Here is a 15070-nt window from a genome sequence, read left to right as displayed (position 1 = left end):
AGCATGCAAAAATCCGGGCTAGTAAAAGTCTGTGGTGCGTAAAAAAAGTGCCGCCCAAAATTTTGGGCGGCACTTCCGGTCAATTTTTAGATTTTTTTAAGTTTCTAAAAATTATTTAGCATTTGCATTTTTTGACACGTAATTGTAGTCAGCGCCAGTGTTTTCTGGAGCATTGTCTGTAAGGCGGAACAAGTCGCCAATATCAAATACTCCGTTTTCGTTACGTGGAATGCGGTTAAATGAACCGTCAGCGTTAAATCCGTTAGCCCATTTTGCAATATCTGTGCTTACAAATGTTTTTGCAATATCAACTGTAGTTCCGTCAACATTTACAGATTTTGCGCCGTTAAAGAAGTAGTTGTTTTTTGCAGCAAGGCGTTTTGCAAGGTCTGGATCATTAGAAGCGTCAAAGTTGTCGCCTGCTCCGCCGTTTGCAGAAAGAACTCCATCTGCCTTGAATACGCGCGGGTTGGCAGCGGCTTTGCCTTTTCCGTAAAGAGAAACATTGTAGTTTCCGCTTCCGTAAACTGTTACGTGGTCAAGAATAAGTGCTGGGTTAGAGTTACAGGTTACTCCGTTTACTCCATTTCCCCAGGAAATTGAGTTTCGGAGAATATGTTTGATTGCGATTCCGTCGCCACCAAGTTTAAATCCGTTTCCGTCACCATTTCCTGTTCCGTCGAGTTTTGTTCCGTTTGCGTAAGTAATACAGTTGTCGATAAGAACTGCGCCGATTGCGCCTGTTTCTACCTTAGAGTAGAAGTCCCAGCCGTCGTCTACGTTGTGGTGTGCAACACAGTTACGGAATACATTGTTTTCGCCAGATGTAAGTTTTGAAGCAAAACCGTCAGCATTGTTCTGAGCAGGGTCGGAGTTTCCGAAAGATTCGCAACCGTAAATCAAGTTGTCGTGCGGCCATTTTTCAAAGCTCTCAGAAGAACGTCCAGAAATCTGAATTCCTGTATCGCCGTTAAGGTAAGTGTCTACCATTCTGATTTCGTTGTAATTTCCTGCAACCTGAAGGGCTTTTACGTCTCCCGGAGTGCCTGTAATATCAAATCCCTGGAGCGTCCAGTAGCTTCCGTAAAGGTTTACAGCAGTAACTTTTGCTTTAGATTTTGAAAAATCGATGATTGGGCGGGCTCCAGCGTCTGCAATTAGGTATTTTCTTGCTTTTGCAGTACCATCGTTCCCACGTTCAATTTCGAGGCTCTTTCCAGGATAATAAGTTCCAGCTTTAAGAATGATTTTCTGTCCAGGCTGGCAGTATGCAACTGCTGAACCCAAGTCGAGTGGATCATCGCTAGTGCCTTTTCCGAATGCATTTGCATTTGGAGAAACATAAAGAACCTTGCCCTTGTATGTTTTAGAAATGATTGTGTGAGTGAAAGTTACCGGCTTGTAGTTCATTTCGTAGTCGTTATCTTCTGCGTTGAACTGAGCAATAACTTTTTTAGGAGCTGGACGCCAGTTGTCTTCTGGATCGAAAGTGACGAGAAGGTCGTTCAAATCCTTGTTGATTTTGATTGTTTTTTTGTAGTCAGCAAAAACTTTTCCTGCTGGAATTGTAATTTTGTCTCCCTTGATGAGGACTTTTCCGTCAGTTGTTTTTACGCTGATAGTTCCGTTTGCGTTTGTTGTAAATGCGAATGGATATTTCTGATTGTACCATGTTGTTGGACAGTCGATTGTTGTTGAAAGAGGAACCAGTTCTGGAGGTTCTTCTAGAGCCGGAGGGTCTTTTTTAGGATCGGTGATGTTTAGAACAACGTCAGAAAATGTTGCGTTACACCCGCGAGCTACTGCAAAACCAATGTAAATGTGGTCTTTGTCGAGCTGGAGAAGTTTGTTGTTCTCTGGATCGTACATTATGAATTCTTCTTTTGTGTCTTCAGAAGGAATTGCACGCTTGTAGATTGCATGATAGCCAGTATTGTCTTTTTTGAGTGTAACGCGATATGTGTCGCCTGTTTTAATTGCATCTGAACCTTGATCATAAGAGAAAGCGTCTGATTTGCTTGTCGCGTGAGCCTTAATTCCTTCATCGCCAAGCGCAATAATTTCGTCAGTAAGTCCGCTTACAAAACGGGCGCCAATTCCGTCTTTAATTTCTTTTTTTACGCCATTGATGTGCGTTGTAAATTTACGTGTAATAACTCCTGCCGAGTTATTGTAAGCAATCATTAAAGGCTGGCCTTCGACGCCAAGACGGTCGAGAGCAACAACACCAAAACCTTCCTGCCCATCAGCCATTGGGTTATGATAATCTACGTGAACTGTAGCTGTAAGTTCAAAGTTTTCTTTTTTAGGATCAATTACTGTGTAATAGAAAGAAATTCCGTCAAAGTAACTTTCGAATTTTCCGCCTTTTTCAAGGATGTTGCCAGTATTTTCATCGTAAGTACATGAATAAAGTTTTACTTTAAGATTGTTTGGATCTAAAAGTTCAAAACGGTTGCGGGCAGGGTTCGTAGAAGTTCCAAATTCTGTGAATGTCCATACACGCTCTTTTTCTTCACGCACGAGTTTGTGCATTGTTGAAGATGCAATTCTTTCTTTGCCGCGAACTGCATAAACTATAATGTCGCTAAAATCGCCGTCTTTAAGTCCTTTGATTTCTGCAGAAAGGCCTTTTGTTGCGGAAAGTTCTTTTGTTTTGCCATTTTCTGTGTAAGAAACAATATAATTTTCAGCTTCTACGACAGGATCCCATTTTACAGAAAGAGTGCTTTTGCCAATATTTAAAACGTTTAAAACAGGTTTTGTCAAAGGAAGGCTAAAGTCGAATACAACAGGATCTGAAGCTTTGGCTGTTGATTCGTTATTTCGCTGTGTATAGACAGTGAATGTGTATTTTCCAGAAAATTCAGGTGTGAATTCAGAATGTTTTGCAGCTCTGCGTGCTTTTCCGAATGTGTTTTTTACAGGGCTTCCGAACGGACCCTTCATTTCTACATAGCCTTTGTCGGCTGTTTTTGCGTCTGTAGGAGCGTTAAAATTTACGGTAATTTCGTTTGGATTTCCATCGCTAAGACCTACAGATGTGATTTTTGGGGCTGCAACGGTTGACCAGTCCGGACGTGCTGACTGAGCAAATCCAGAAAAAGCAAGTGCTGCAAAAAGTCCCAAAGAAACAATTTTTTTCATCTTGTTCTCCCATAAAAAGTCAAAATTGCAATTGATTAGTAAGTTTGCAACGTAAACTTGTATCTTGTATTAACAAAAAACGCAGACTCTCGTCTTAGGAAAAGTCTGCGCGCCTAATTTTGTTAGAGTTTAATTATTTTCCAACGTTGATTTTGTAGATATTGATGCCTGATTTTTTAGAAAAAACTGTGTAAGTTCCGTCAACAGAAACTTTTACAGAACCTTCAGAAGCAAGTCCGTCTGCTCCGTTAACATCTTTGTCCATTGGAAGTTCTGCTACAGTTTTTCCGTCTGGTCCGACTACAACGAGAGGGCGCATATCTGATTTTGAAGTAGAGTTTCCCCAGACAGTGATTGTTTCGCCTGCTTTTGCCGGGAAAGAAACTGAACGTGAAGAAGCGTTTCCGCTGCCCTGAAGCTGAAGAGCCATGTTGAATTCTTCGCCGTTTGCTGCTTTGTGCAATGGTTTTTTAGCAATGTTCATGTATTTTTCGGTTGTTGCATGAAGAACGAAGCCATCTTCTACAGCTTTGTCTTCTGTAATAGTTCCTTTTTCCTGGTCTTCAGCGCTAAAATAACCTTCTGCGAATGCTGCTGTGCAAAGCATAAGACATGCAGAAATAATACCAACTAACTTTTTCATTAAAAGCCTCCTCATTTTGGCGTTCTTTAATCGTAGAACAAATAAATTATTTTTTGGATACGCAGTTTCTGTGTTGAATAAACAGCTAATAAAAACTGCTATGCTCTAGTATACAATAAAATTGGGAAAAAATAAGGGCATTATTTGCAGAATGACGATATTTAAATGAATTTTCTGTAAAAAAAATAATAAAAAAAAGCAATATTTTATAAGTATTTTGCAAAAATATGTGTTTTAACATAAAACTTAGCCCGGATCGGAACGGTGCGCAGCGTTCAAAAGGCGGAAAGACTTTTCCGGCTTTTGAATGGAGCGAAAGCGGAACCGTGCAGAGCCGGTTTGTGAGAAAATTGCGCTCCAAAAAAATAAAAATTAACGAAGAATAACCGTAGATTTATTTGAAAAAAGATTTTATACGTTGTAAAATTTGAAAGTCTTTGGAAATTTCGTTTTTTAGAGGTTTTCTGGATATTTATTGCTCGCAAAAAGAGGTTTTTATGGCAGAGAAATATGATTTTAGTATTGAACAGCTCGGACCTTGCAAAGTTCATTCGCCGATTGAACTTTCTACAAAGCATGGTGATTTTCGTGCAAACTATGTAAAAGATTCTTCATTTGTAAGATATGCGGTAAATGTTTTTGAAGATTCGCCAAAAGAAGACAACCTTGGTGTTTCCAATCTTATGCAAAAAGCCGGTCCTCGTGAGTATATTTATTTTAATCCGGCTCATGTAAATGCGGGAATTTGTACTTGTGGCGGTTTGTGTCCTGGTTTGAACGACGTAATCCGTGCCGTTGTCCGCTGTCTTTATTATCGTTATGGTGTAAAAAAAATCCGCGGTTTTAGATTTGGTTTTAAAGGTTTTTTCCCGGAAAGCGGTTTTGATACGATTGATTTGAATCCTGATTCAGTTGATGACATTCATAAAATCGGAGGTTCTTTTTTAGGAACAAGCCGTGGCGGCGGAAACCGTACTGCCGAAATTGTTGATGCCATTGAATCGTTGAACATAAATATGCTTTTTATTATTGGCGGCGATGGAACTCAGCGCGGTTCGCTTGATATTGCAAATGAAATTGAAAGACGCGGTTTAAAAGTTTCTGTTGTTGGAATTCCTAAAACTGTTGATAATGACCTTTTGTTTATTGACCGTTCTTTTGGTTTTGAAACTGCGGTTCAGCGCGCGACGGAAGCGGTTTCTTCAATTCATATGGAAGCTTTTAGCCAGATTAATGGAATTGGCCTTGTAAAACTTATGGGACGCGAATCTGGTTTTATTGCAACTGAAACGGCAATTGCAAGCCACGAAACAAATTTCTGTCTTATTCCTGAAGTTCCTTTTGAATTGAACGGTCCGAACGGATTTTTGGAACATTTGGAAAAAAGAATTATGGAGCGTCATCATGCGGTAATTGTCGTTGCTGAAGGCGCAGGTCAAGATTTGCTTGCTACTACTGACGAAACCGATGCCAGCGGCAACAAAAAACTTGCAGATATTGGACTTTTTCTGCGCGACAAGATAAATGAATATTTTAAGTCGAAAAATATTCACATCAACTTAAAATATGTTGACCCAAGTTACCAGATCCGTTCTTCTGTAACCACTGCAAACGACTCGATTTATTGTGAACGTCTTGGAAGTTATGCGGCTCATGCGGCTATGGCTGGAAAAACAAAGATGGTTGTAGGTCTTGTAAACAACAAATATGTTCATTTGCCGATTCAGATGGTAACTAGAAGACGCAATTTTGTTGATCCGGAAGGCGCTTTGTGGCGCGATGCTTTGGATGCGACAAGACAGCCGATTCTTATGGTAAATAACTTGAACACGCTTTCTGAAAAATACATGAAAATGCGCGAAACTCACAATTAAGTTTTTGAGCAAAATTAAATTGAATAAAAAAAGCCTGCTGTAAAAGCTGAAGTTTAGCTTAAAAAACAGCAGGCTTTTTTATAACTAGATTTTGAAAAAATAGGATTTCTTTAAGGTTTTTAAAGTTTATCAATCAGCATTGAGCATTTTCCGCTTGGAATTGGCAGTGTTTTTTTCTTCTGATCGAGGATATTGATTGTAAAGTAATAGAGTTTTTCGCTTTCCATTTGGATTTCCCAGCCGCGAACAGACTTATTGCTCAAAATTGTGATTAAGTTGCGCTTTAGAGAAAGCTTTTCGATTCCCATAATTTCGAGGTTTGGAATAATCCAATCTACTGTTTTGCGCGGCAAACTAATTGAAAGACCGATTACGTTTTCGATCATAAGCGCGATTGTTGAAAGTCCGACAGTTTGAAGATAGCGCTGTTTTGGATATTTTGGATCCGATTCCATGACGGCATGGCCTTCTTTGCAAGGTTTGTATGCTTCGTACATGTCGCCTTTCTTCCCGTTTGCAGGTTGTAACCCTTCAAGAATAAAATAAAGGTGTCTGATTGCACATTCGCGGGCAAGCTCATAATGCTGGTATTTTTCCAAGCCTTTTATAACCATAAAGTTGAATGCCGGGTAAACTCCGCCGCAGAAACCTTCGCCGTTTTCGTTAAAGTTTGGACTGTCCGCGCTCAGTGTCGGGAACGGATGGTCTGTTCCAAAAGTGCAAGGGTTGGAAAGATGGTCAATTAAAGCGTCTGCGCGGTCAGCATTTGGAATTTCTGCCAAAAGCGGCCAGAAACCGGCAATTGTTTTTTGAGAAAGTTTTTGCTCATTTTTGTCCAAATCGTAGTAAAAACCAGAATTGCTGTCCCACATCATTGAGTTGATTCTCGTTTTGAGGGAAAAATATGCGCGTTTGTACTGGAAGCTTATTTCCTTGTCGTTGAGAATGTCGCCTAAAGCACTCATGTGCGCGCAGTTGATTGCCATTGCAGAGTTAAAATCGACTGCATAATAAGTATTCTGGCGAGGCGAATTAAACATTGTGCTTGCAGAGAAAGGCGCGCTGTAAAGACCGTTTGGCTGTTTGTAAGTCTGATCTACCCATTCCATGTATTTTTGAAGAACAGGCATAATCTCTTTTACACGTCGCTTGTTTGCAGATTTGTGGTAAAGGTTGAACTCTGCCCAGGCAAAAAGCGGAAGACCGATTCCTTCGGGATTGTCTTCTGTAAAAACCGGGCTTCCTGTTTTTAAATCGTATTTCCAGCGGATTGCGCCGTTTTGTTCCTGTTTTGAGTAAAAATAATCAATGTTTTGGTTTGCCGGATAATTGCGGTTTGAATAAACGAGGAAGAATGAAGAAAAAATAGATTCAAACTGGTCAATCGTGGCAGAAGCTATTGTGTTTGGGGAATTAGGTTCTGTTGTTGAAGTTAAAACGGGATTTCCGTCTTTGTCCTGAGGATAGACAAAATAACCGTCGGCTGGATCTTCTGCGAGTTTTGAATTTAACCAGAATCCCGAAAGCCATGTCCATGTTTTATCGTAAATATCTACAAAATCCTGATCGTAGAAGTGAATTTTAGGAAAGTCGCGTTTGTTCACAATTGCCCCTTAAATATAAATGCGTAAAAAAATAAATTACAAATGAGTGATTATTCTGTGATTATATCATAGAAAACAGAATTTTACGTAAAAAAAACAATTTTTTTACAGTAAAACGTAGCCCGGATCGCTACGGAAAGACCACAGCGAAGCGAGGACTTGAAGTAAGAGCCGGAAATTCCGAAAAATGCGCATTTTAACCGGAAAAATTTTGGCTTTAAGGCCAAATGTGCTCCAAAATTTTAATATTCGTTACGGACGGTGTTAAAGTACAGGCGAATTTTTTCGTTTGAAACTTTGTGCCGCGATTTTAAGAACAGAGTGTGCGTTTTTTCGTTGTAAATGTAGCCCGACGAATTGTAAGTTTCAAACCGAGGGTCTGTGTGGAATGAAAGTCCGTAAATTTCGATTCCGACAAAAGGTTTGATTCCGTTTATGATTATGTAATGAGAATCGCCTTGCTTGAACGAAACTGTGATTAACGCTTCGGAAGAATTTTCGTTTTCTTCGTAAGTGATGTTTGAGGCGCAAGTCCAAGCCCAGATGGTTTCGGTTGAATTTTTGTCCATTACAAGCGAATGTGGATAGTTTGCGTTGTTTTTTATCAGAATCGGGTAAAGTTCTGCAAGTGTGCGGAGATCCGCTGTTTGATTCTGGGCAAATGCCGTGTTTATGAGCATGTAACCGCCTGCGCAGTATTCTGGAATTGCGAAAAGTTTTCCGTAGTCGATCAGAACGGTTCCTGTTTCAACAGTCTGCGCAAATCCTGCTGCAAAATCCCTGTCATGCAAGGTGAGAGTGTCGTCAGAAACAGAAAGTGTGCATGCCTGGGTGATTGAATTTAGGCACTGTTCTGTAACCGGCTGGAATGATTCTGCAAGCGGGCTGTCTGCTTTTTTGAGCGAGAGATAAACTTGAAGAATTGAAGTTGCCTGAACGAGAGTTGGCTGGAAATCTTGAATTGCTGCTGGAAGGGCGGCAAGGAGTTTTACGTTTTCGAGATTTCCGTTTCTGAGCATGTAGTCTGCAATGTTGTCAGCAGAGAAAACGTCGATGGAATTGTGTTCGATGGCGTTTTGAATCATTGACGCAAAATTTTCATTTGCCATTACAAGGCTCGGATTCATTGCTGCGAGGGTATTAAAGTATGGAGAAGTAAAATATGTCCTTCTTGCTCCGTTTTTGAACGAATCTGGAACTGCTTTGATTGCTTCCTGATAGCGTGATTGAGAAGCCATTTCTGCCACAAAAGCGGCAACGACAGCTTCCGAAATTGCGGAGGAGTCTGAAAAAGCAGAAGTTGCCTGAGAAACAAGGGCGTTTCTAAAATCTCTGACTGTTGTTTCGTAGGCAGAGGCTGTTGCTGTCTGAGAATCCGTAGGAATAGAAGCAAAAGAGAATGCCTTTGTCGGGTCAAACCGAGTGTACATTGCAACATTTGCACTTTTTGTAAGGATAATTTGAGTGTCCTTAATCTGATTTGCAGACATTGTGTAAGAAATATTTTTTGAGCTAAAAAGTTGTTTTGAGCGGCTCTGTTCTGTAACCGAATAGCCCGAAACAGGATTGTAATAGAGAGAAAGCGAAGAGTTGCTGTCTGGCAGTTGGGCAGCGATTGAAAGGCTTGCGCGCGGAGTTGTGTCGCTTACCGTAAAAGTGAGAGATGTGTTTTCTGTAAAGTTGAATTTAAAACTTTGCGGGGAAGGCTGTTCCCAAGAAAGCAGCGTGAGCGGAGTTTGATTTTGAGTTTTTGAATTGAAGAGAACAGCGGGATGAACGTCGTCCGCTGTAAATGAAATTCCCTTAAAAGAAACGCCGACTGTGTTTTTTAGCGACATATTGCCGTCGGCATCCTGGGTTTGTGAAACCGATATTCTTAAAAGGCCTGCATTCTTTAAAATAACTGATTCGCTTCTAAATTGGAGGATAAAAATTCCGATAATAATAAAACCGTAAAGGAAGGTTAAACCGAAAGCTTTTCTAAATGGATGTCTAAACATTTGTTTTTCAGTTTATCTGATGAAAGCAAAATTTTCAATGAGAGGAAAAATGAAAAAATTATTTCAAAAAAGAACGGTAATTATTTTTTGCGCAGTGTTTTTTCTGGCAGCGGTAAGTATTCCTGTAGTTTTTGCCCAGAATTCGCAGTTGAATTCATCGCAGGAAATTCAATTTGTGCAAAAATTGAGCTCAGTCTTGCAGGATGGAACAATTGAACAGGCTTTGAGCCTTTTTGAGTCGATTCCTGAAAATTTAAAGGACGACACTGAACTTTTGTGCTTAAAGGGCAGCCTTTTGCTTTCTGCTGGAAAAACGGAACAGGCGGAAAAAATTGCTTCATTGCTTTTTGAAAAAGAACCAAAAAATATCGAAGTGCTGAATTTGAATTTTATGGCGGCAAAACAAAAAGGCGACAAGGTAAACAAGGCAAAGTTCATAAAGCAGATTCTCGCAATTGAACCTTACAATGCCGAGGCAAATATCGAGCTTGCGGACGAGCAGTCGCTCAAAAAAAATTGGCGCAACGCCCGGGATTTTTATAAAAAAGCGCTTTTTGGCGACAGAACCAACGAAGAAGCTCTGCTTGGTTACGGAAAAATGTGCTACTATATGGAAAAAGATGATGACGCAAAGGACGCTTTCAACAAACTTTACAAACTAAATCCTAATAATCCGCAGGTAAATTCATATCTTGGAAAATACGAAGCAGAAAACACACAGTATAAAAAGGCGATTGAATACATAAAAACCGCAATAAAAATCGACCCTTCAAACACTGATTACTGGTTTGACTTAGGAACATGGAGCCGCATGACAGGAGATTATTCTGGTGCAGAGTCTGCATGGAAACAGGCAATTGCTCTCGAACCGGAATATTTTCTTGGTTATGCGTACCTTGCAGGTCTTTACGATGAGCAGGGACGACGAGAAGATGCTCTTTCTTACTATCGCTTGACTGTCGACAAAAATCCTCAATATTATTACGCTTACGAAAGTCTTGGAATCCTTGCCTGGGGAGCAGGAAATTGGGAAGAATCTCAAAAAGCGTTTGAGCAGGCTCTTAAAAAAAATCCGGACAGCATTTCATACAAATTGATGATAACAGCCTGTCTTTTTAAACAGAAGAAAAATTTAGAGCTTCGGACTTTTACCGAATCGCTAATGAAAAAACTCACGAACAGACAGAGCCTTGACTACAAAATCGTGCGGATGTATCACGACCGTGGCGGAGACTCAGACGTTGCCCTCAACATTTCTAAAGAAACAAACCGCACGAAAAAAGGCAGATATTTATTTTATCTTGCGCTTTATTACGAGCTTATGGGCAAAGACAGCCTGGCTCAAAAATATTATAATGAGATTACTGCCATGCAGAGCCCGATGTTTTTTGAATACAGATTGGCTCAGTGGGCGAGCGGAATAAAATAAAAAAATCCCCAAGTGGAGAATTTAAAAATGAGTCAGACAGAAAAAGTTTTGAAATTTGACGACAGAGAAATCATCCTTATAGGAACCGCGCATATCAGTCAGGAAAGCTGCAATGAAGTAAAAAAAGCGGTCGAAGAAAAATCGCCGGACTGTGTTGCAATCGAGCTTGACGAAGGCCGCTACAAATCTCTAAACAACCCGGAAGACTGGAAAAATCTTGACATCGTAAAGGTTTTAAAGGCGAATCAAGGATTTTTGTTGCTTGCAAATCTTGTTCTTTCCGGTTTTCAAAGAAGAATGGGCAGCAATGTCGGCGTAAAACCCGGAGATGAAATGCGCGCAGCGGACAATTGTGCAAAAGAGCGCAATATTCCTGTCGCAATGGTAGACCGCCCGATTCAAACAACATTGCGCCGCGCCTGGGCAGTAAACTCATTCTGGGGAAAATGCAAGTTGATTTCCGCTCTTCTTGCAAGCGCCTTCGATAAAGAAGAGGTAAGCGGAGAACAGATTGAGAACTTAAAAAATTCTTCCGAAATGGACAGCATGATGAAAGAGCTGGCAGACTATATGCCGGTTGTAAAAAAAGTTTTAATCGACGAACGCGACCGCTATCTTGCAAGCAAAATTTGGGATTGCAAGGGCAAAAAAACTCTCGCGGTTTTGGGCGCAGGACATCTTCCAGGCGTTGAGGCTTATCTAAAAGAACTTGTCGCCGGAAAAAAATCATCCGACGTTTCTGACATATCAGAAGTTCCTCCAAAAAAAGTCGGTTCAAAAATTGCAGGCTGGACAATTGCCGCTCTCATCGTTGCTTTGATTGCGGCAGGCTTTGTTTATGGTGGAATTACAAAAGGCGCGCAGCTTCTTGGAGCGTGGGTTGTATGGAATTCAACACTTGCCGGGCTTGGAGCGATTCTTGCATTTGGACATCCGCTTGCAGTTTTGACGGCCATTGTCGGAGCGCCGTTTACAAGTCTTTGTCCTCTTGTTGGAGTCGGCCTTTTTACCGGGCTGGTTCAGGCGGCATTTTGCAAGCCAAAAGTAAGCGACATGGAAACTCTTCAGGACGATTTGACCTTAAAAGGTTTTTATAAAAACCGAATTCTCCGTGTTCTCCTTGTTTTCTTTTTCTCATCGCTCGGTTCTTCAATCGGAACTTTTGCCGCAGGCGCAAATTTTGCCGTTGTAATTGCAGAATTCGCAAAAGGTCTTTTTAAAAAATAAACAGGAGCGCATCTTTCTGTTTCAAAAGCATTTTTTTTCGTCAGCGTTCCATTCAAAAACAAAACCGGTGTTGCGTGGTTGCATTGCGCCGCTTCGCTTCGCAACGCGCTTTGCGCGCCACTTCACCCCGGGCTAATTTTTTAGTTTTTCGCCTTACTTTGCAAACAAAATTTTTATTATTTCTTTAATGTTTTCAATTTTTGTGCTTCCGTTGTCTTTTTCCGGGGCAAGCACGCTCGTAAAGCCCAAGTCTCCGGCTGTTTTAATCCGCTGCTTCAGCCTTGCAACAGGCCTTATTTCTCCTGCAAGAGAGAGTTCTCCGGTAATCACAGTGTTTTCTGGAATTGAAAGGTCTGTTCTTGCAGAATAAAGGCTTGCTGCCAAAGCCGCGTCAATAGAACTTTCCGTAAGGCGCACTCCGCCTGCAACGTTTATGTATAAATCCTGGTCGCTGAATCGTATGCCGGTGCGTTTTTCCAATACTGCCGCAACCCGTGCAACTCTCGCAGAATCAATCTTGTCGGAATAAACTCTGCTTATCGAAGATTTTGCCGGAACTGTCAATGCCTGAATTTCTACGATAAAAGCCCTGCTTCCTTCAAAAACCGCAGTGTTTGCAATTCCTGCCGGCATTTTTCCAGAGCGTTTTGTAATGAACATTGTGCTTGGATCTCCAACTCCTTCAAGTCCTTTGTCTGTCATTGCAAAAATTCCAAGCTCGTCAACAGAGCCAAAACGGTTTTTCTGTGCGCGCAAAAACCTTACCTCGTCGTCATTTCTTTCAAACGAAATTACTGTATCGACCATGTGCTCAAGGCTTTTTGGACCGGCGATATTTCCTTCTTTTGTAACATGTGCCGACATTATCAAAACGCTGTCGCGGCTTTTTACCCAGCCTGTAAGTTCATTTGCGCAGAATTTAAGCTGATTTATTGTTCCTGGAACAATTCCTGCTTCAACCGAATAAACCGTCTGAATCGAATCTATTACTACAAAAAGAGGATTTATGGCAGAAAGAGCATCTTTTATATCTTCTAGCCTCATTGTGCATAAAATTTCAATTCCTTTTGCGTCCAGATTCAATCTGTCTGCACGGCCTTTTAACTGGCCCGCGCTTTCTTCTCCAGAAACATAAAGAACTTTGCCGTATTTTTTTGCAATTGCCGCCGCTGTTTGAATCATAAGCGTAGATTTTCCAATCCCCGGTTCTCCGCCAATTAAAATTGCGCTGCGTTTCATTGCTCCGCCGCCTAGAACACGGTCAAATTCGCCAATTTCTGTCGAAATGCGTGCGTTTTCTTGAGCAGTTACATTTGCTAGAGGAACAGGCTTAATTTTTTCTGTTGCGTTCTTTCCAAAAGCGGCTGCTGTTGAGTTTGGGTCGGAAATACATTCTTCCAAAGTATTCCATGAACCGCATTCCGGGCAGCGGCCAAGCCAAGTCGGCTGTGTGTAGCCGCATTCCGAGCATTTATAGATAGTGATTGATTTTTTCTTTGCCATGTTTTTTATTCTATCGAATTTTTACTTAAAAATATCAAAATTTTATTAAAATCGACAATTTTTTTTATAAAAGTACTAGACATATTTTTTATTACGAATTATATTTATCTCAGCTTGTAAAAAAGCTGATAAACTCTCTCCGATGTCCAGCTTGCTGGACGGCAGGGTTCGCTGAAAACGTTGTCTTCGGCGGATCCTGTTTTTTTTGTTTTAAATGATTTTCTTTTGTTTTTGCGGTAATTAAGCTTTTTTTAGAGTTACCGCAAAAAAATTAAATTTTACTGATTTACTATGGTTCCGGCTGGTACGGATTTTATAATCCAGGTGTTTCCGCCGATTACAGCGCCTTTTCCGATTATTGTTTCTCCGCCGAGGATTGTTGCATTCGCGTAAATTGTTACATTGTCTTCAATTGTTGGATGCCGTTTTTTGTTCTGGTAATTTTTCTTTACGCTAAGGGCGCCAAGTGTTACGCCTTGGTAGATTTTTACATTTTTTCCAATAACGGTAGTTTCGCCAATTACAATTCCTGTTCCGTGGTCAATAAAAAAACTTTCGCCAATTTCTGCTCCAGGGTGAATGTCAATTCCTGTTTTTCCGTGAATATATTCGCTCATAATTCTTGGAATTACAGGAACTCCGCATTTGTGAATGTAGTGGGCGAGTCTGTAGACAACGATGGCTTCAAGTCCTGGATATGAAACTATTACCTCTTCATCGCTTTTTGCCGCAGGGTCGCCTTCAAAAAGCGCGATTACATCAAGGTGGATAAGGCGGCGAATGTCTGGCAACGCTTCTATTAAGCCAAGAGATGTTTTTTCTGCTTTTTCGTAATATCCGGATTTTTCGAGGTCTTCTGCGGAAATACTTTCGTTGCGGACTGTTCTTTCGTAAACTAGGGCTTTTTGAATTTCTTTTGTAAGCATATTTACGATTTTGTTGACGCGCTCGCCAGTTACGTAGCGTAAATTGTGACGGTCAATGTCTTCTGCGGTTCTGTAGCCTGGGAAGACAAGGCATTGTAACTCGTTTATTACAGAAACAACGTTTTCTCTGTTTGGAAAACTGTTTATTCCTTCGCCGTTTATACCGCCGACTTCTTCGTACGATTCTAGAATCTTGTCAACCAGTTTGTGCATATCCATTGGGCTTCCCCTAAAAAAAATATTACGTTAGAAAACTAGCATAAAATTCAAGAAAATACTATATTTTTTAGAAATGAATTATTTTGCTCTTGACGAAAAATTGTATGTTCTATACACTTCTATAACACGTCATTGTTGACCTGCTCTTGTAGCTCAGTAGGCAGAGCACATCGTTGGTAACGATGAGGTCAGCGGTCCGATTCCGCTCGAGAGCTAGAAGCTAACGCTTAATAAGCATTTTTTTTGAAAATCTTTTTAGGAGAATATAAAAATGGGTAGCAAGAAAAAGACTTCGATTGATATTATTGCCCTTCAGTGTACAGACTGCAAACGCAAGAATTACACAACAACTAAGAATCGCAAAAATATTACAGGCAAACTTGAAAAGAATAAGTATTGTCCTTTCTGTCGCAAAGAAGTATTGCACAAAGAAACAAAAGCAAAATAAGCTTTTAAATTTTATATAAGGCTGTCTTTTTTTTAGACGGCTTAATATAT

10 protein-coding genes and 1 tRNA gene are annotated in these 15070 nt (G+C 40.6%); 5 read left to right on the top strand and 6 right to left on the bottom strand.

From position 1 onward, the window contains the following. Positions 1 to 111: 111 nt before the first annotated feature. Positions 112 to 3147, bottom strand: coding sequence for a right-handed parallel beta-helix repeat-containing protein (locus B2X33_RS04635; RefSeq protein ID WP_296667972.1), 3036 nt, complete (start codon positions 3145 to 3147; stop codon positions 112 to 114). A gap of 133 nt (positions 3148 to 3280) precedes the next feature. Further along, a complete protein-coding gene (locus B2X33_RS04630; RefSeq protein WP_296017783.1) occupies positions 3281 to 3790 on the bottom strand; it encodes a hypothetical protein in 510 nt (169 codons plus the stop codon). Positions 3791 to 4287: 497 nt separating this feature from the next. Between B2X33_RS04630 and B2X33_RS04625 the strand changes: the two genes are divergently transcribed. Continuing rightward, positions 4288 to 5664 carry an ATP-dependent 6-phosphofructokinase gene (locus tag B2X33_RS04625; RefSeq protein ID WP_296017788.1) on the top strand — a complete coding sequence of 459 codons (1377 nt, stop codon included), beginning with the start codon at positions 4288 to 4290 and terminating at the stop codon, positions 5662 to 5664. A 119-nt stretch (positions 5665 to 5783) separates the two neighbouring features. Here the strand turns inward: B2X33_RS04625 and B2X33_RS04620 are convergent, their stop codons facing one another. Then, positions 5784 to 7268, bottom strand: coding sequence for an MGH1-like glycoside hydrolase domain-containing protein (locus tag B2X33_RS04620; protein WP_296667970.1), 1485 nt, complete (start codon positions 7266 to 7268; stop codon positions 5784 to 5786). Between the two features lie 242 nt (positions 7269 to 7510). After that, complete coding sequence (locus B2X33_RS04615; protein WP_296667968.1) at positions 7511 to 9268, bottom strand: hypothetical protein; 1758 nt, start codon at positions 9266 to 9268, stop codon at positions 7511 to 7513. Between the two features lie 49 nt (positions 9269 to 9317). Between B2X33_RS04615 and B2X33_RS04610 the strand changes: the two genes are divergently transcribed. Together B2X33_RS04610 and B2X33_RS04605 are read left to right on the top strand one after the other, a co-directional pair. Continuing rightward, positions 9318 to 10697, top strand: a complete 1380-nt coding sequence (locus tag B2X33_RS04610) for a tetratricopeptide repeat protein (protein ID WP_296667967.1) — start codon at positions 9318 to 9320, stop codon at positions 10695 to 10697. A gap of 27 nt (positions 10698 to 10724) precedes the next feature. Next, a complete protein-coding gene (locus B2X33_RS04605) occupies positions 10725 to 11924 on the top strand; it encodes a TraB/GumN family protein (RefSeq protein ID WP_296667965.1) in 1200 nt (399 codons plus the stop codon). 153 nt (positions 11925 to 12077) lie between these two features. Here the strand turns inward: B2X33_RS04605 and radA are convergent, their stop codons facing one another. After that, a complete protein-coding gene (radA, locus tag B2X33_RS04600) occupies positions 12078 to 13427 on the bottom strand; it encodes a DNA repair protein RadA (protein ID WP_296667963.1) in 1350 nt (449 codons plus the stop codon). 278 nt (positions 13428 to 13705) lie between these two features. Further along, positions 13706 to 14572, bottom strand: a complete 867-nt coding sequence (epsC, locus tag B2X33_RS04595) for a serine O-acetyltransferase EpsC (RefSeq protein ID WP_296017825.1) — start codon at positions 14570 to 14572, stop codon at positions 13706 to 13708. A 142-nt stretch (positions 14573 to 14714) separates the two neighbouring features. On the opposite strand from epsC, the gene B2X33_RS04590 reads away from it, so the two are divergent. Next, positions 14715 to 14787: transfer RNA gene (locus B2X33_RS04590), tRNA-Thr, on the top strand. A 56-nt stretch (positions 14788 to 14843) separates the two neighbouring features. Continuing rightward, on the top strand, positions 14844 to 15020 hold the full coding sequence (gene rpmG, locus B2X33_RS04585) for a 50S ribosomal protein L33 (RefSeq protein WP_078931290.1): 177 nt from the start codon (positions 14844 to 14846) through the stop codon (positions 15018 to 15020). The last annotated feature ends 50 nt before the right edge of the window (positions 15021 to 15070 follow it).

The sequence above is a fragment of the Treponema sp. UBA785 genome (assembly GCF_002297065.1).
Taxonomy (GTDB): domain Bacteria; phylum Spirochaetota; class Spirochaetia; order Treponematales; family Treponemataceae; genus Treponema_D.
Note: the sequence above shows the minus strand (reverse complement) of the source record. Positions and strands in the feature narration are given on the sequence as shown.